General features: G+C 72.9%; 16 protein-coding genes. 15 read left to right on the top strand and 1 reads right to left on the bottom strand.

All coding sequences use genetic code 11. The features are described 5' to 3' along the window. Positions 1-8 precede the first annotated feature (8 nt). The 8 genes from ABD299_RS00360 (at position 9) to ABD299_RS00325 (ending at position 8,576) form a co-directional block, all read left to right on the top strand. Positions 9-1,124, top strand: a complete 1,116-nt coding sequence (locus ABD299_RS00360; protein ID WP_344257936.1) for a quinone-dependent dihydroorotate dehydrogenase — start codon at positions 9-11, stop codon at positions 1,122-1,124. Continuing rightward, positions 1,121-1,990: an orotidine-5'-phosphate decarboxylase gene (gene pyrF, locus ABD299_RS00355; RefSeq protein WP_344257808.1), complete on the top strand. Its 870-nt coding sequence runs from the start codon at positions 1,121-1,123 to the stop codon at positions 1,988-1,990. Before ABD299_RS00360 ends, pyrF begins: the two co-directional genes overlap by 4 nt. A 324-nt stretch (positions 1,991-2,314) precedes the next feature. Next, the gene (gene mihF, locus ABD299_RS00350) at positions 2,315-2,638 is read left to right on the top strand and encodes an integration host factor, actinobacterial type (RefSeq protein WP_344257806.1); all 324 of its coding nucleotides are present in this window, start codon (positions 2,315-2,317) and stop codon (positions 2,636-2,638) included. A gap of 36 nt (positions 2,639-2,674) precedes the next feature. Next, entirely contained in the window at positions 2,675-3,265 is a 591-nt protein-coding gene (gene gmk / locus ABD299_RS00345) for a guanylate kinase (RefSeq protein ID WP_344257804.1), read from the top strand. A gap of 72 nt (positions 3,266-3,337) precedes the next feature. Further along, positions 3,338-3,610, top strand: coding sequence for a DNA-directed RNA polymerase subunit omega (rpoZ, locus tag ABD299_RS00340; protein ID WP_344257802.1), 273 nt, complete (start codon positions 3,338-3,340; stop codon positions 3,608-3,610). Between the two features lie 104 nt (positions 3,611-3,714). Further along, on the top strand, positions 3,715-4,932 hold the full coding sequence (gene coaBC, locus ABD299_RS00335) for a bifunctional phosphopantothenoylcysteine decarboxylase/phosphopantothenate--cysteine ligase CoaBC (protein ID WP_344257800.1): 1,218 nt from the start codon (positions 3,715-3,717) through the stop codon (positions 4,930-4,932). 224 nt (positions 4,933-5,156) lie between these two features. Continuing rightward, positions 5,157-6,365: a methionine adenosyltransferase gene (gene metK / locus ABD299_RS00330; protein WP_344257798.1), complete on the top strand. Its 1,209-nt coding sequence runs from the start codon at positions 5,157-5,159 to the stop codon at positions 6,363-6,365. A gap of 63 nt (positions 6,366-6,428) precedes the next feature. After that, positions 6,429-8,576, top strand: coding sequence for a primosomal protein N' (locus ABD299_RS00325; RefSeq protein ID WP_344257796.1), 2,148 nt, complete (start codon positions 6,429-6,431; stop codon positions 8,574-8,576). A 12-nt stretch (positions 8,577-8,588) separates the two neighbouring features. On the opposite strand, the gene ABD299_RS00320 is transcribed toward ABD299_RS00325, so the two are convergent. After that, positions 8,589-9,125, bottom strand: coding sequence for a hypothetical protein (locus ABD299_RS00320; protein WP_344257794.1), 537 nt, complete (start codon positions 9,123-9,125; stop codon positions 8,589-8,591). Positions 9,126-9,349: 224 nt separating this feature from the next. Here ABD299_RS00320 and fmt point away from each other — a divergent pair, with 224 nt between their 5' ends. The 7 genes from fmt (at position 9,350) to ABD299_RS00285 (ending at position 16,668) form a co-directional block, all read left to right on the top strand. Continuing rightward, positions 9,350-10,288: a methionyl-tRNA formyltransferase gene (gene fmt / locus ABD299_RS00315; RefSeq protein WP_344257792.1), complete on the top strand. Its 939-nt coding sequence runs from the start codon at positions 9,350-9,352 to the stop codon at positions 10,286-10,288. An 88-nt stretch (positions 10,289-10,376) separates the two neighbouring features. Continuing rightward, the gene (locus ABD299_RS00310) at positions 10,377-11,798 is read left to right on the top strand and encodes an RsmB/NOP family class I SAM-dependent RNA methyltransferase (protein WP_344257790.1); all 1,422 of its coding nucleotides are present in this window, start codon (positions 10,377-10,379) and stop codon (positions 11,796-11,798) included. A 46-nt stretch (positions 11,799-11,844) separates the two neighbouring features. Next, positions 11,845-12,519, top strand: coding sequence for a ribulose-phosphate 3-epimerase (gene rpe / locus ABD299_RS00305; RefSeq protein ID WP_344257788.1), 675 nt, complete (start codon positions 11,845-11,847; stop codon positions 12,517-12,519). A gap of 156 nt (positions 12,520-12,675) precedes the next feature. Continuing rightward, entirely contained in the window at positions 12,676-13,662 is a 987-nt protein-coding gene (locus ABD299_RS00300; RefSeq protein ID WP_344257786.1) for a sugar-binding transcriptional regulator, read from the top strand. Positions 13,663-13,728: 66 nt separating this feature from the next. Next, on the top strand, positions 13,729-15,168 hold the full coding sequence (locus tag ABD299_RS00295; RefSeq protein ID WP_344257784.1) for a GuaB1 family IMP dehydrogenase-related protein: 1,440 nt from the start codon (positions 13,729-13,731) through the stop codon (positions 15,166-15,168). 75 nt (positions 15,169-15,243) lie between these two features. Beyond that, a complete protein-coding gene (locus ABD299_RS00290; protein WP_344257782.1) occupies positions 15,244-15,699 on the top strand; it encodes an Lrp/AsnC family transcriptional regulator in 456 nt (151 codons plus the stop codon). Positions 15,700-15,855: 156 nt separating this feature from the next. Then, positions 15,856-16,668, top strand: a complete 813-nt coding sequence (locus ABD299_RS00285; protein ID WP_344257780.1) for a carbon-nitrogen hydrolase family protein — start codon at positions 15,856-15,858, stop codon at positions 16,666-16,668. The last annotated feature ends 35 nt before the right edge of the window (positions 16,669-16,703 follow it).

The following is a 16,703-nucleotide window of genomic DNA, read 5'->3' as shown; positions in this document are numbered from 1 at the left end:
AAGTGACCTTGTATCCCTGGCTGTTCCGCACCGTCCTGCGACGGATGGACCCCGAGCGCGCCCACCGGCTGGCTTTCGGGACCATCCGCGCGGCGGCGGCGGTACCTCCGCTGCGGTCCGTGCTGCGGTCCCTGTTCGCCCGTCGCAGGCCGGAACTCCGCACCCGGGCACTGGGCCTGGACCTTCCCGGCCCGTTCGGGCTGGCCGCGGGTTTCGACAAGAACGCCGTGGGCATCGACGGGCTGGCGATGCTGGGCTTCGACTTCGTCGAGATCGGCACCGTCACCGCCCGTCCGCAGCCGGGAAATCCGGCACCCCGGCTGTTCCGCCTGGAGGCCGACCGCGCCTTGATCAACCGCATGGGCTTCAACAACGACGGGTCCGCCGCCGTTGCCGCCCGGATGTCCCGGCGCAGCCGGCGGGCTCCCGGGCCCAGGACCGTCACCGGTGTCAATATCGGGAAGACCAAGGCCGTGCCCGAGGAAGAGGCGGTGGCCGACTATGTGGCGTCCACCGAGCGCCTCGCGGCGCTGGCCGACTATCTGGTCGTCAATGTTTCCTCTCCGAACACCCCGGGTCTGCGTGACCTCCAGACGGCCGACCGGCTCCGCCCTCTGCTGACCGCGGTGCGCGCGGCGGCCGACCGGGCGGCACCGCGGCACGTCCCGCTGCTGGTCAAGATCGCCCCCGATCTCGCCGACGAGGATCTGGACGCCGTCGCCGACCTCGCCCTCGAACTCGGTCTGGACGGCATCATCGCCACGAACACCACCGTCGGCCGCGAAGGACTGGCCGGTCCGCCGGAGGCAGTGGCCGCCTGCGGGCCCGGGGGCCTTTCCGGAGCCCCGCTCAAGGAGCGCTCCCTTCAGGTGCTGCGCCGGCTGTACGCGCGGGTGGGGGACCGGGTCACGCTGGTCGGGGTCGGGGGTGTGGAGACCGCGCAGGACGCCTGGGAGCGGATCCTGGCCGGTGCCTCCCTGGTCCAGGGCTACAGCGCCTTCGTCTACCAGGGGCCTGCCCTGCCCCGGCGGATCCACCGCGGGCTGGCCCGTCGCCTGGCCTCCAGTCCCTACCGCACCCTCGCCGAGGCGGTCGGCGCCGACACCCGCAAGGAGCCCATGTGAGTACCGACGCCGCCCCGCTGCCCTTCGGCGGCCGGCTGCGCGACGCCCTGGACACCCGGGGCCCGCTGTGCGTGGGGATCGACCCCCATCCCTCCCTGCTGGCGGACTGGGGGCTGGCCCAGGACGCCGCCGGCCTGGAGAGGTTCACCCGCACCGTCGTCGAAGCACTGGCGGACTCCGTGGCCGTGCTCAAGCCGCAGAGCGCCTTCTTCGAACGATTTGGGTCGGCCGGCATCGCCGTGCTGGAGCGCGCCGTGGCGGACGCCCGGTCGGCGGGCGCACTGGTGGTCATGGATGCCAAGAGAGGCGACATCGGTTCCACGATGACGGCTTATGCCGCTGCCTATCTCGACCCGTCCGCCCCGCTGTTCTGCGATGCCGTGACCCTGAGCCCGTACCTGGGGTTCGGTTCGCTGCGGCCCGCGCTGGACCGGGCGCGCGAGGCCGGTGCGGGAGTCTTCGTCCTGGCCCTCACCTCCAATCCCGAAGGGGCCCAGGTTCAGCGTGCCGTCGGGACCGACGGCCGTGCCGTCGCGGCGGCCGTGCTGGCCGCGCTCGCGGAGGAGAACCGTGGTGCCGAGCCGCTTGGGTCCTTCGGCGCGGTGGTGGGGGCGACCCTCACAGCCCCCTCGGCCGACCTGGCCGTGAATGGACCGTTGCTGGCACCGGGTTTCGGGGCTCAGGGCGCCACGGCCGGGGACCTGCCGCGGGTCTTCGGCGCGGTGGCACGCAATGTCGTCCCCAGCGTCAGCCGGGACGTGCTCAGGGCCGGTCCCTCCGCCGCCGGGCTGCTCTCGGCGGCCCGGCGCTGGGCCGACGACCTTGCGCAGGCTCTGGAGAGCGCGCCGGGCGCGGGAGGGGCCTGAGGGGCCCGGCGGGCATCGTCCCGGGCGGGGTTCGCCCGGGCTTCCGCGGCGTGCCCGCGACAGGGGAGGCCGAGAGGTTGCCGGGACGATGCAGGCTGTGGCGCCCTCGTCCCCTCCGGAGTCCGGTGGTGATATGCCCGAAAAGTACTGTTCTGGCGACGCTGACCAGGACTTTTCATCGATTCTCGCTGACTCAGGGCGTCTCGGCCGCTAGTCTCCATCGGGAGGACGCCGCCGAGGCGTTGCTCGTTGCCCCGCGCAGGCGGGGCAGCTAGGTTCACACACCGATCCGTATCCGTCAGTCCTACACCCGAGGTGAACGGCGTGGCTCTTCCGCCCCTTACCCCTGAACAGCGCGCAGCCGCGCTCGAGAAGGCCGCCGCGGCTCGCCGGGAGCGCGCCGAGGTGAAGAACAGGCTCAAGCACTCCGGCGCTTCGCTTCACGACGTCATCAAGCAGGGCCAGGAGAACGACGTCATCGGCAAGATGAAGGTCAGCGCCCTGCTCGAGAGCCTTCCGGGCGTCGGCAAGGTCCGCGCCAAGCAGATCATGCAGGAGCTCGGCATCTCCGAGAGCCGCCGGGTCCGCGGTCTCGGCTCCAATCAGATCGCGGCGCTGGAGGGCAGGTTCAGCAGCGGGACCGCCTGATTTCTCAGGCTGCCGGGCAACCGGGATAATCGCTGCATGAGTGCCGCAGCTTTCCCGGGGTCGACCCCCGCATCACCGGCCGGTCGTCCGAGACTGACCGTGCTCTCCGGCCCCTCCGGGGTCGGCAAGAGCACGGTCGTCGCCCATCTGCGCAAGGCCCACCCCGAGGTCTGGCTGTCCGTGTCCGCCACGACGCGGGAACCCCGCCCGGGAGAGCGGCACGGAGTGCAGTACTACTTCGTGGACGACAAGGAGTTCGACAAGCTGGTCGCCAACGACGAACTCCTGGAGTGGGCCGAGTTCGCCGGGAACCGTTACGGGACCCCCCGCCGTGCCGTCATGGAGCGGCTGGAAGCGGGGGAGCCCGTGCTCCTCGAGATCGACCTGCAGGGTGCCCGTCAGGTGCGGGAATCCATGCCGGACGCCCGGCTGGTCTTCCTCGCGCCGCCGAGCTGGGACGAGCTGGTGCGCCGGCTCACCGGCCGGGGCACCGAAGCGCCGGAAGTGATCGAGCGGCGGCTGCTGGCGGCGCGCACCGAACTGGCCGCCGAACCGGAGTTCGACGTCACCCTGGTGAACACGTCGGTCGAGGCCGTCTCCGCCGAGCTGCTAGCCTTGCTGTGTTGAACCGGGGGCGCCCGGGCCCACCGGTCCCGCCGATCGTTCCCCGCCACTGACCAACGCAGCGGAAGGCAGAGCGTGTCCTCTTCCATCACCACGCCCGAGGGCATCATCAACCCGCCGATCGACGAGCTGCTCGAGGCCACCGACTCGAAGTACAGCCTGGTGATCTACGCGGCCAAGCGCGCGCGCCAGATCAACGCCTACTACTCGCAGCTCGGTGAGGGCCTGCTGGAGTACGTCGGCCCGCTGGTCGACACTCACGTCCACGAGAAGCCGCTGTCGATCTCGCTCCGAGAGATCAACGCCGGGCTGCTGACCGCCGAGGCCGTCGAGGGCCCGGCGGAGTAACCGCTAAGGGGTGCCGTTCCGGCACCNCCGGCGGCTGTGCCTCCGGGCCGCCCGCCGTGCCGCACGCCTGCCGCGCGGCATCCGCGTGCGCAAGAGGTGAACTGATGGATCAGCCCGAGGTCGTCCTGGGGGTGGGCGGAGGTATCGCCGCCTACAAGGTCTGCGAGTTGCTGCGGCGGCTCGCCGAGTCCGGTCACCGGGTCCGTGTCGTGCCGACCTCCGCCGCGCTGGAGTTCGTGGGCGAGGCCACGTGGTCGGCGCTGTCGGGGGCCCCGGCACACACCGGGGTCTGGAACGACGTCCACGAGGTGCCGCATGTGCGCATCGGGCAGCGCGCCGACCTGGTCGTGGTCGCGCCCGCCACCGCGGATCTGCTCGCCAGAGCAGCCCACGGGCTCGCCGACGATCTTCTCACCAACACCCTGCTCACCGCCCGCTGTCCGGTGGTCTTCGCGCCCGCCATGCACACCGAGATGTGGGAGCACCCGGCGACCCGGGAGAACGTGGCCACGTTGCGACGGCGCGGAGCCGTGGTCATCGAGCCCGCGGTCGGCCGGCTGACCGGCGCCGACACCGGAAAGGGGCGGCTGCCCGATCCCGGTGAGATCTTCGAGGTCTGCCGCGGGGTGCTGGCCCACGGTGCCGGTGGGAGCCCGGTCGCGGACCTGGCCGGGCGCCATGTCGTCGTCAGCGCCGGGGGCACCCGCGAGCCGCTGGATCCGGTGCGGTTCCTGGGAAACCGCTCCTCGGGTAAACAGGGCTACGCGCTGGCGCGCACCGCGGTTGCCCGTGGGGCGCGGGTGACCCTTGTGGCCGCCAACACCTGCCTGCCCGATCCGGCGGGTGCCGAGGTCCTTCCGGTGGGAACCGCGGCCGAACTCCGCGAGGCCGTCCTGGGGGCGGCCGGGGACGCGGACGCGGTGGTGATGGCCGCTGCGGTGGCGGACTTCCGGCCGGCCGCCCGCTCGGAGAGCAAGATCAAGAAGCGGGACGGAGCCGATCCCGAGCCGATCGTTCTGGTCCGTAACCCGGATGTGCTGGCGGAGCTGGCCGCCCGACGCCGGGCCGGACAGGTCGTGGTCGGTTTCGCCGCCGAGACCGACGACGTGCTCGCCAACGGCCGAGCGAAACTCGCCCGCAAGGGCTGCGACCTCCTGGTGGTCAACGAGGTGGGGGAGAACCGCGCCTTCGGCACCGAGGACAACGAAGCCGTGATCATCGAGGCCGGAGGAGAGGAGACCCCCGTTCCTCCGGGCCCCAAGGAACAGCTGGCGGACCGGGTGTGGGACGCCGTCACACGCCTCCTCGGCGCCGCGGACTGACCGGTTGGCGTGCCCCGCCACGACCCGAAGTGCCGAGTACCCTCCCGGACGGGCCGCGCTGGGGATATGGTGTGCTCCGGAGGGCTGGGCCCGGCTGCGGCAGACCGCGGTCCCCTCAGCCCTCCAGCCAGCCCGGTACACTGGCCCGGAGCCTGAGCCGGGGTTCTCTGTTCCCGGGCCGGCCAGCAGATCAGTCAGCAGCCGCTGCAAACCCAGGGAGCGATGTGTCCCGCCGCCTGTTCACCTCGGAGTCCGTCACCGAGGGTCACCCAGACAAGATCGCCGATCAGATCAGCGACACCATCCTCGACGCCCTGCTGAAGGAGGACCCCTCCTCGCGGGTGGCCGTCGAGACATTGATCACCACCGGCCTGGTGCACGTCGCGGGCGAGGTGACCACCAAGGCATACGCGCCGATCGCGACGCTGGTGCGCAACAAGGTGCTGGAGATCGGCTACGACTCCTCCAAGAAGGGGTTCGACGGCGCCTCCTGCGGAGTGTCGGTGTCGATCGGGGCGCAGTCCCCGGACATCGCCCAGGGCGTCGACACCGCCTACGAGAGCCGTGTCGAGGGTATCCAGGACGAACTGGAGCGGCAGGGCGCCGGGGACCAGGGCCTGATGTTCGGCTACGCCTGTGACGAGACCCCCGAACTGATGCCGCTGCCCGCCATGCTGGCGCACCGGCTGGCCCAGCGGCTGTCGGAGGTCCGCAAGAACGGCACCATCCCCTACCTGCGGCCGGACGGCAAGACGCAGGTGACGGTGGAGTACGACGGGGACAAGGCCGTCCGCCTGGACACCGTCGTGGTCTCCAGCCAGCACGCCTCGGACATCGACCTCGATTCGCTGCTGGCTCCCGACATCCGGGAGTTCGTCGTGGAGCCGGAGCTCAGGGCTCTGATCACGGCCGGCATCAAGCTGGACACCGAGGGGTACCGGCTGCTGGTCAATCCGACCGGGCGGTTCGAGGTGGGCGGGCCGATGGGGGACGCCGGGCTGACCGGCCGGAAGGTCATCATCGACACCTACGGAGGGATGGCCCGGCACGGCGGCGGGGCGTTCTCCGGCAAGGACCCCTCCAAGGTGGACCGCTCGGCGGCCTACGCGATGCGCTGGGTCGCCAAGAACGTGGTGGCCGCGGGACTGGCCTCGCGCTGCGAGGTACAGGTCGCCTACGCCATCGGCAAGGCCGAGCCGGTGGGCCTGTTCGTGGAGACCTTCGGCACCGCGACCGTCGACCCCGACCGCATCGAGCAGGCCATCACCGAGGTCTTCGACCTGCGCCCGGCCGCCATCATCCGCGACCTGGACCTGCTGCGCCCCATCTACGCCCAGACCGCGGCCTACGGCCACTTCGGCCGTGAGCTGCCCGACTTCACCTGGGAACGCACCGACCGCACCGACGCCCTGCGCACCGCCGCGGGCCTGTAGCGGGCGGGCCCAGCCGGGGGCGGGGGCCGCGCGGCTGTCCGGCCCGTCTGCTAGGACTGTCGGGTGACCAGTGAGGAACCCCGCCACGCCGGGGAGGGGGAGAGACCGGCCCCGGATGCCGAGCAGCTCGCTCTCATCCGCGGCCCGGCCCGCTCCGCTCCGCGTGAGCGGGCCCGGCCGCGGACCTGGCGCGGTGCTCCTCTCGCGGAGAGTCTGCCGGTCGCCCGGGTGCTGGTGGACAAAGGGCTGGTCCATCTGGACCGTTTCTTCGACTACGCGGTCCCGGCAGCGATGGCCGACGAGGCCCGCCCCGGCGTACGGGTGCGGGTCCGCTTCGGCGCCGGCGAACGGGGCGGCCGCCGCGAGGGCGGAGGCCTGGTGGGCGGCTACATCGTGGAACGCCGTCCGGACAGCGACTACCCGGGGGTGTTGGCGCCCCTCGCCCAGGTTCTGTCCACCGAGCAGGTCCTGACCCCGGCTCTGCTGCGGCTGTGCCGGGCGGTCGCCGACCGGTACGCCGGGGCGCTGGCCGATGTGGTGCAGCTCGCGGTCCCGCCCCGGATGGCCAGGGCCGAACGCAAGGAGTCCCCGCCCCCCGCCGCTCCGCCGGCCGAACCCGCACCGGGAACCTGGTCGCGCTTCCCGCAGGGGCCCGGCTTCCTGCGCTCCCTGGCGCGCGGTGGAGCGCCGCGAGCGGTCTGGACAGCCCTGCCCGGACCGCAGTGGCCCACCGAACTGGCGACCGCCATGGCCGCCGCTCTCTCCTCCGGCCGGGGCGCCCTGGCGGTGCTCCCCGACGGCCGGAGCGCGGCCCGGGTCGACGACGCCCTGACGGCTCTGCTCGGCTCCGGACACCACGTACTGCTGACGGCGGATGCCGGCCCCGAAGCCCGGTACCGCCGCTGGCTTGCCCTCAGCCGGGGCTCGGTGCGGGCCGTGGTGGGCACCCGGGCAGCGATGTTCGCGCCGGTGCCGCACCTTGGGCTGGTTGCCGTCTGGGACGACGGTGACGCGGCACACAGCGAGGAGCGGGCACCGCTGCCGCACGCCCGCGAGGTGCTGATGCTGCGCTCCGCACAGGAGAACACGGGCTTTCTGCTGGGGGCGCACAGCTGTACGGTCGAGGCGGCCCAGCTGGTCGAGTCCGGCTGGGCCCGTTCACTGGCCGCCGACCGTGAGACCGTCCGAGCCGCCGCGCCACTGATCCGCACCGTCGACGATACGGAGCAGGCCAGGGACGCCGCCGCCCGCACAGCCCGGCTGCCCTCTCTCGCCTGGCGCACCGCAAGGGACGCCCTGGAGCGTGGCCCCGTGCTCGTCCAGGTGCCCCGGCGCGGATATGTTCCCCGGCTGGCCTGTGAGCGCTGCCGGGAGCCGGCGCGCTGCGGCCACTGCCACGGGCCGCTCGCCTCGCCCGCTGCGGACCGGGCACCGGACTGCGCCTGGTGCGGCAGACCGGAGCCTCACTGGTCCTGTCCCGGGTGCGGCTGCACCCGGCTGCGCGCCACGGTGGTCGGGGCCCGGCGCACCGCGGAGGAGCTCGGCCGTGCGTTTCCCGCCGTGCCGGTGCGGACCTCCGGCCGCGACCATGTCCTGCCGTCGGTGCCGGACCGGCCCGCGCTCGTGGTGAGCACCCCCGGAGCCGAGCCGGTGGTCGAGGAGGGGCCCGGGTACGCCGCTGCCCTGCTGCTGGACGGCTGGGCGCTTCTCGGCCGCCCCGATCTGAGGGCGGGGGAGGAAGCGCTGCGGCGCTGGCTGAACGCGGCGGCCCTGGTCCGGCCTGCGGGAGAGGGTGGCACCGTCCTGGTGATCGCCGAGCAGGGCCTTCGCCCGGTCCAGGCCCTGGTCCGCTGGGATCCTCCGGGCCATGCCCGGCGTGAACTGGCCGACCGGGCCGTGCTGGGACTTCCGCCGGTGAGCCGGATGGCGGCAGTCAGCGGTTCCCCGGAAGCGGTGGAGGGTCTGCTGCGCACGGCCACGCTTCCCGGCGATGCCGAAGTACTGGGGCCGGTGCCGGTGGCCGGAGCGGGCGGCCCACGGCGTCCGGGTGGCCCACCCCCGGGCGAACGGTGGGACCGGGCCCTGATCAGAGTGCCCCCGGGCAGTGGCGCGGCGCTGGCGGCAGCCCTGAAGAGTGCTCAGGCCGCCCGCCTGGCCCGGAGGCAGGGACCGCCGGTCCGGGTCCGGATCGATCCACCGGACATCGGCTGAGGGCGGGGGTTCTCAGCCGGTGCGCGGGCCGGGCAGCGTGCTCCGGGGGACGTCCTCCGCCTCGGCGGACAGCCCCGGGGCGGACCCCTGCCCGGGCAGACAGCGGGGAGCAGGGACGGACGGTGTTCCGGCCGGAGGGTCGTCGGCCGGGCCGGTGAGCTCCGCTGCCGGGTCGGCTTCGACGACCACGCCCCTGTCCGGGGCACGCCGGGCGCCGTAGCGCCGGTGCACGGCCTGTTTCGTCACGCCGAGGGCCGAGCCGACCGCGTCCCAGGAGAACCCCAGAGAGCGGTCGAAGTCCACCGCCGCGGTCACCAGCGTCTCGACGCTGTCCCTCAGCTCCTGGGCGAGCCTGACCGTGGGGGCCGGAGCCCGGCCGTACACGACGAAGCCGGCCGAGGAGGAGGTGCGCCGCGGCCGGTACACGTTGCCCAGCTGGGCGGTCAGGGTGCGCAGCGCATCCACCTGCCGGCGGACCCGCTCGATGTCCCGTACCAGCAACTGCAGACTGGCCCGCGCCTGGGCGTCAGGGGTGTCGTGGTCGGCCATGAACAAGCCTCTCAACCGGCGGAAGGGAACGGGCCGGGCGGCCCGCGGGCAGTCAATCCGCCGTGACCAACGCGTCACCCCGGTGCCCGGTCACGCTCCCGGGGCGCGTCCCGGCCCAATGGGGGCGCGTCGGTGCGCCCGCGCTCCCCGTGGGTGAGACCCCGCGACGGGCCGTAGACTGTGACGCTGCCCCGCCGCCCCGCCCGAGAGGTGAATTCCGCACGATGAGGCTCGTCTTCGCCGGCACCCCAGAGGTGGCCGTACCCGCTCTGGACGCGTTGCTGGCCTCCTCGCGGCACGAGGTGGCCGCCGTGGTCACCCGGCCCGACGCCCCGGCCGGCCGCGGGCGGCGGATGGTGGCCAGTCCGGTCGCCCGTCGTGCGGAGGAGGCCGGCATCGAGATCCTGCGCCCGGCCCGGCCGGGCGAGGAGAGTTTCCTGGACAGGCTTCGGCAGATCGCTCCCGACTGCTGCCCGGTGGTCGCCTACGGGGCGCTGCTACCCGCTCCCGCACTGCGGATTCCGTCGCACGGGTGGGTGAATCTGCACTTCTCCCTGCTGCCGGCCTGGCGCGGTGCCGCACCGGTCCAGCACGCCGTCATGGCAGGGGACGAGATCACCGGCGCCTCCACCTTCCTGATCGAGGAAGGTCTCGACTCCGGGCCCGTCTTCGGTACCGTCACCGAGGAGATCCGCCCCCGGGACACCAGCGGTGACCTGCTCACGCGGCTGGCGTTCGCGGGCGCCGGGCTGCTCGCCGCGACGATGGACGGCATCGAGGACGGCACGCTCAAGGCCGTTCCCCAGCCCGGTGAGGGCATCACGTCCGCGCCCAAGCTGACGGCGGCCGACGCCCGCGTCGACTGGCGGGCCCCCGCCCTGCGGGTGGACCGGGTGGTGCGTGGTTGCTCGCCGGCGCCGGGGGCCTGGACCCAGGTGCGCGGTGAGCGGCTGAAGCTGCGGGAGGTCGCCCCCTCCCCGCAGCACACCGGCCTGGCACCGGGTGAACTCTCCGTCGGCAAGCACAGCGTGTACGTGGGCACCGGCTCGCACGCGGTGGAGCTGATCTGGGTCCAGCCCCAGGGGAAGAAGCCGATGCGGGCTGCGGACTGGGCCCGTGGCGCCCGCGTGACCTCCGGTGAGAGGCTGGAGCCGGGGGAGTGACCCTCGGCCGTACGCTGTTCCCCGGATCGCCGTCCGCAGACCGTCCCCGCACTGTCCGTATCCCCCGTACCACCGGAGTCGTCCCCTCGTGAGCAACCGGCCGCGCCGACCCGCCAGGCCCTACCGCCGACCACGCCCGGACCCGGTGCGCGAGCTCGCCTTCGAGGTCCTGCGGGCGGTGGACGAGCGCGACGCCTACGCCAACCTCGTCCTGCCACCGTTGCTGGACAAAGCGCGCGCGAGCGGGGGATTCGACACCAGGGACGCCGCGCTGGCCACCGAACTCGTCTACGGCACGCTGCGCCGGCAGGGCACCTACGACGCCGTCCTGGCCGCTTGCACGGACCGTCCGCTGCGCGAGGTCGACCCGCCGGTCCTGGACGTCCTCTCGCTCGGGGTGCACCAGCTGCTGGGCACTCGCATCCCCGACCACGCCGCGGTGAGTGCCACCGTCGAGCTGGCCCGCCGGGTCCTGGGGGACGGGCGGGCGAAGTTCGTCAACGCCGTGCTCCGCCGGGTCACCGCCCACAGCCTGGACGGCTGGCTGGAGCGGGTCGCCCCGCCCTACGAGGAGGACCCGGAGGAACACCTCGGAATCGTGCACGGCCACCCGCGGTGGGTGGTCTCCGCTCTGTGGGACGCCCTGGGCAGCGGCCGGACCGAGCTGGAGGAGATGCTGGCGGCCAACAACGAGCGCCCCGAGGTGACCCTGGTGGCCCGCCCCGGACGGTCCACCACGGACGAACTGCTGGCCGCAGCCGAGGACTCCCGCCCCGGACACTGGTCGCCCTACGCCGTACGGATGGCAGAGGGCGGTGATCCCGGAGCGCTGGAGGCGGTGCGCGAGGGGCGTGCCGGAGTGCAGGACGAAGGCAGTCAGCTGGTGGCCGCGGCCCTGGCGGACGCGCCGCTTGAGGGCCCCGACAGCCGCTGGCTGGACGGCTGCGCGGGGCCGGGCGGCAAGGCGGCTCTGCTGGCAGCCCTCGCGGCGCGGCGCGGCGCGGCGCTGGTCGCCGCCGAGAAACGCCCGCACCGTGCCCGCCTGGTCGTCCGTGCCCTGGAGGGGAACCCGGGCCCTTTCCAGGTCCTCACCGCCGACGGGACCCGCCCCGCGTGGCGGCCTGCGGCCTTCGACCGGGTGCTGGTCGATGTGCCCTGCACCGGGCTCGGTGCCCTGCGTCGCCGCCCCGAGGCCCGCTGGCGCCGGCGTCCCGGCGATCTGGCGGGCTTCGCGCCGCTCCAGCGGGCTCTGCTGACCCATGCCCTGCGCTCCGCGAGGCCCGGCGGTGTGGTCGGCTACGCCACCTGCTCTCCGCACCCGGCCGAGACCAGGGCAGTCGTCGACGATGTGCTGGCCGCGTCCGGGACCGGCGCCACAGCGGAATGGATCGACGCCCGCCCGCTGCTGCCGGGGGTCCCGGAACTGGGGGAGGGCCCCGACATCCAGCTCTGGCCGCACAGGCACGGAACCGACGCGATGTATCTCGCTCTGCTGCGCCGCACCGCATGACGGCCCGCCGCGATGGTGCCGCAGGCCGTCCTGAATACTGTGGGCCATGGCCCAGATCAACCCCAGCATGCTGTCCGCAGACTTCTCCCGGCTCGCGGAGGAGGCCCGCGCCGTCGAAGGAGCCGACTGGCTCCACATCGACGTCATGGACAACCATTTCGTGCCCAACCTCACCCTCGGTCTGCCGGTCGTCGAGTCGCTGAGCAGGGCGACGGAAACGCCGCTGGACTGTCATCTGATGATCGAGGACCCGGACCGGTGGGCGCCTGCCTACGTCGAGGCCGGAGCGGGTTCGGTCACCTTCCACGTGGAAGCCGCCGCCGCGCCCGTCCGGCTGGCGCGCGACATCAGGGCCAAGGGGGCCAAGGCGTCGATGGCTCTGCGCCCGGCCACACCCGTCGAGCCGTACGAGGACCTGCTTCCCGAGCTCGACATGCTGCTGATCATGACGGTGGAGCCCGGCTTCGGGGGCCAGGCCTTCCTCGACATCATGCTGCCCAAGATCCGCCGGGCCCGGCGGATCATCGACCGGCACGGTCTGCAGCTCGCACTCCAGGTCGACGGAGGTGTCTCCGCGGCCACCATCGAACGCTGCGCCGAGGCCGGTGCCGATGTCTTCGTGGCGGGCTCCGCCGTGTACGGAGCCGATGACCCGGCGGCGGCCGTGCGGTCGCTGCGCGCACAGGCGGAGAAGGCCGCGGCCGCGAAGGGTGCGGTCTGAGCTGTTCCGCGTGACGCCAAGCCGGTTGCACCGTGCACGGGCCGTCTCGGCCGCGCCACAGATCTGCGAGGATGAACACGCGCGGTACCACCAGCGGGAGACGAACCGGAGGACAGTGAGGTGAGCGGGGTGTCGACCGGAAGGTCAGCCACACGTATGGGACCCGCCGAGCTGATGCAGGCGGCAGCCATGGCACGCCGTTTCTACCTGGAAGGAAAGTCCAAGATCCAGATTGCGGACGAGTTCGGGGTGAGCCGGTTCAAGGTCGCCCGGGTACTGGAGTCCGCGGTCGAGCACGAGCTGGTGCGCATCGAGATCCGGGTGCCCGCGGAGCTGGACGCCGACCGCTCGGACGCTCTGCGCGCGCGTTACGGACTGCGGCATGTGGTCGTGGTGGAATCGCCCTCCGAGTCGCAGGACGACACCTCCGATCCGGAGAACCTGGGCGAAGTCGCGGCGGACCTGCTCGGCGAGCTGGTCACCGAGGGGGATGTCCTCGGTCTGGCCTGGGGCCGTTCCACCATCCACATGGCGGCGGCCCTGCGTGAACTGCCACCGTGCACCGTCGTCCAGCTCACCGGGGTCTACGACGCGGGAACGGCGGAGCGGGGCTCTGTCGAGGCGGTGCGCCGGGCCGCCGCCGTCTCCGGAGGGGCGGCCCACCCCATCTACGCCCCCATGCTGCTGCCCGACCCGGCCACCGCGGCCGCGCTGCGCGGCCAGACGGGCATCGCCGGGGCCTTCGAGTACTTCGACCGGGTGACGATCGCTGCGGTGTCCATCGGCTCGTGGGAACCGGGCATCTCCACCGTCCACGACATGCTCAGTCCCGAGGAACGGGCGCACTACGCGTCCCTGGGGGTGGCCGCGGAGATGTCCGCGCACCTCTTCGACGCCGATGGCCGCCGCATCGGCCGGGATCTGGGGGAGCGGTGCATCACGGTCGAGGCCGACCGGCTCCGCAGGGTCCCCGAGGTCGTCGCCATCGCAGGCGGTCGTCGCAAGGCCGACGCGATCGCCGCGGTCCTGCGTTCGGGCCTGGTCACCAGCCTTGTCACCGACACCGCCGCGGCCGCGCATCTGCTGACCGCCGCTCCCGGCCCGCGCCCCGCGCTGGAGCGGGTCGATCCCGACAACGCCTGAGACCGGCCGCCGCCGACCGGCCCAGTGCCTCCGTGAACCGTCCCGACCGCAGGTGAGAGAGCCGGCATGAGATTCCTTCACGACGCCCAGCCTCCGTACGACCTCACGTACGACGATGTCTTCATGGTTCCCCGCCGTTCTTCGGTGGGCTCCAGGCTGGCGGTGGACCTGTCCTCCCCGGACGGCACCGGTACCACCATCCCGCTGGTGGTGGCGAACATGACCGCCGTGGCGGGCCGCCGGATGGCAGAGACCGTCGCCCGTCGCGGCGGCATGGCGGTCATCCCCCAGGACATCCCGCTGGACGTGGTCACCGAGGTGATCGGCTGGGTCAAACGGCGTCACCTCGTGCTGGACACCCCGATCACCCTGGCCCCCTCGCAGACCGTGGCCGACGCCCTGTCACTGCTGCCCAAGCGAGCCCACGGCGCGGGCGTCGTCGTCTCCCAGGGGCGCCCCGTCGGCATCGTCACCGAGGCCGACCTGGCCGGAGTGGACCGCTTCACCCAGCTCGGCGAGGTGATGTCCCGCGAACTGCTCCTGCTCGACGCGGACATCGATCCCCGGGACGCCTTCAACCGACTGGACGCGGCTCACCGGCGGATCGCCCCGGCCATCGGCAGCGACGGCCGGCTCGTCGGCATCCTCAACCGCAAGGGCGCCCTGCGGGCCACCCTCTACACCCCGGCCACCGATGACACGGGCCGGCTGCGGATCGCCGCGGCGGTCGGTGTCAACGGTGACGTCGCCGGCCGGGCGGAGGGACTGCTGGCGGCGGGGGTCGACACCCTCGTGGTGGACACCGCCCACGGCCACCAGGAATCGATGCTCGCCGCGCTGTCCGCTGTCCGGAAGCTGGACCCGCGCGTCCCCGTGGTGGCGGGCAACGTGGTCGCGGCCGACGGGATCCGTGACCTCATCGAGGCCGGCGCCGACATCGTGAAGGTGGGAGTGGGGCCCGGAGCCATGTGCACGACCCGCATGATGACCGGAGTGGGCCGTCCGCAGTTCTCCGCCGTCCTGGAGTGCGCCGCAGAGGCAAGGCGGCACGGCAAGCACGTGTGGGCCGACGGCGGGGTGCGCCACCCCCGTGACGTGGCGATGGCCCTGGCCGCAGGCGCGTCCAACGTCATGATCGGCTCCTGGTTCGCCGGTACCCACGAGTCGCCCGGAGATCTCCAGCAGTCGGCGGACGGCAGGCTGTACAAGGAGAGCTTCGGCATGGCATCGGCCCGAGCCGTGCGGTACCGCACCAGCGAGGAATCCGCCTACGACCGGGCCCGCAAGGCACTGTTCGAGGAGGGTATCTCCACCTCGCGGATGTTCCTGGACCCGGACCGGCCCGGGGTGGAGGATCTGATCGACTCGATCGTCGCCGGTGTCCGCTCGGCGTGCACCTACGCGGGCGCCGCCGACCTGTCCGAGTTCACCGAGAAGGCGGTCGTGGGCGTGCAGAGCGCCTCCGGCTATGCGGAAGGCAAACCTTTGCACGCCAGCTGGCAGTGACGGGTCCCGGGCGGCGCGGGGCCCGGGCGGTGCCCGTCGGCGCCGCGGGAGCGGTCGGCATGGTCTACTGCGACGGTGCGACTGAACGATCTGGACGAACGCATCGTGCACGCCCTCGCCGAGGACGCCCGCCGCTCCTACGCCGACATCGGAAACCTGGTGGGTCTGTCCGCGCCCGCGGTCAAGCGCCGGGTGGACAGGCTGAGAGCCGAGGGGGCCATCACCGGCTTCACCGTCCGGGTGGACCCGGCGGCGCTCGGATGGCGCACGGAGGGTTTCGTCGAGATGTACTGCCGCTCCAACACCTCCCCCGATGACATCCGCCGCGGGCTGTCCCGCTATCCCGAGGTCGCGTCCGCCTCGACGGTCACCGGCGATGCGGATGCCGTGATCCAGGTCTTCGCCGCGGACATGCGGCACTTCGAGCAGGTTCTGGAGCGCATCGCCGGAGAGCCGTTCGTCGAGCGCACCCGTTCCGTACTGGTGCTCTCGCCGCTGCTGCGCCGCTACTCGGGCGGCCCGCCGGTATGACAGGAACGGGCCGTGCAACGGATCGCCGGTCGCGGCCACAAGGACGCAACGAACAGCCGATGGATGCGCAATGAGCACATCTTGCCGCCCCTCACCCCCGACCGTACCGTCGAGGCGTACCCCCGAAAGGCACGCATCACCGGTTCGCGAGGTCCCATGAAGCCGCTGCGCATCGCGCTGCACCAAGGCCCCCCAGGCGTGCCCGCCTCACGCGAGGAAAGCCTCGCTTCCCTGGAGCGTGCCGCCGCCCGGGCGGCCGCTTCGGGGGCCCGGCTGCTGGTCACCGCCGAACTCCGGCTCACCGGCTACGCCGTCGGCGACGACCCGCCCGGACGGTCCGCCGGCGAGGACGGCCCCGCGGCCCGGGAGGTATCGGCCATCGCCGCCCGCCATCGGATCGCCCTCGCTTTCGGCCGGCCCGAGCGCGAAGGCGCGGCCGTGTACAACGCCGTCCGGCTGACCGGACCGGACGGGGCGGTTCTGGCCGACTACCGCAAGACGCATCTCTACGGTGACTTCGAGGCCGGGCGTTTCGTCCCCGGCGACCGGCTGGTGGTCCAGGCCGAGCTGGACGGCCTGCGGATCGGCCTGCTGATCTGCTACGACGTGGAGTTCCCGGAGGCGGTGCGGGCGCACGCACTGGCGGGCACCGACCTCCTGCTGGTCCCCACGGCCCTGATGCGCCCCTACGAGTTCGTCGCCCGCACTCTGGTCCCGGCCCGTGCCTGGGAGAACCAGCTCTACATCGCCTACGCCAATCGCTGCGGCCCGGAAGGGGAATGGGACTTCGCCGGCCTCAGCTGTCTGGCGGCGCCGGACGGCACCGTGCCGGCCCGGGCGGGGGCGCATGAGGAACTGCTCGTCGCGGACGTCGATCCCGCCGTGCTGAGCGCCTCCCGTGCCCGCAACCCGTATCTGAGCGACCGCAGGCCCGAGCTGTACGGCCCGCTGGTACGGCCCGCCGCCTGAGCCGCCGCAGGCCCTCCTGCCGACGCTCCGGCCAC

The organism is Streptomyces sodiiphilus (assembly GCF_039529215.1).
GTDB lineage: Bacteria > Actinomycetota > Actinomycetes > Streptomycetales > Streptomycetaceae > Streptomyces > Streptomyces sodiiphilus.
The sequence above is the reverse complement of the archived record's forward strand: the minus strand, read 5'-3'. Positions and strand labels throughout refer to the sequence as shown.

Coding starts and splice junctions, on each gene's coding strand:
- ABD299_RS00320 (WP_344257794.1), bottom strand. CDS start 9,125: ATGGCCGACCACGACACCCCTGACGCCCAGGCGCGGGCCAGTCTGCAG.
- rpe (WP_344257788.1), top strand. CDS start 11,845: ATGGCCCAGATCAACCCCAGCATGCTGTCCGCAGACTTCTCCCGGCTC.
- gmk (WP_344257804.1), top strand. CDS start 2,675: ATGAGTGCCGCAGCTTTCCCGGGGTCGACCCCCGCATCACCGGCCGGT.
- fmt (WP_344257792.1), top strand. CDS start 9,350: ATGAGGCTCGTCTTCGCCGGCACCCCAGAGGTGGCCGTACCCGCTCTG.
- ABD299_RS00295 (WP_344257784.1), top strand. CDS start 13,729: ATGAGATTCCTTCACGACGCCCAGCCTCCGTACGACCTCACGTACGAC.
- ABD299_RS00300 (WP_344257786.1), top strand. CDS start 12,676: ATGGGACCCGCCGAGCTGATGCAGGCGGCAGCCATGGCACGCCGTTTC.
- ABD299_RS00285 (WP_344257780.1), top strand. CDS start 15,856: ATGAAGCCGCTGCGCATCGCGCTGCACCAAGGCCCCCCAGGCGTGCCC.
- coaBC (WP_344257800.1), top strand. CDS start 3,715: ATGGATCAGCCCGAGGTCGTCCTGGGGGTGGGCGGAGGTATCGCCGCC.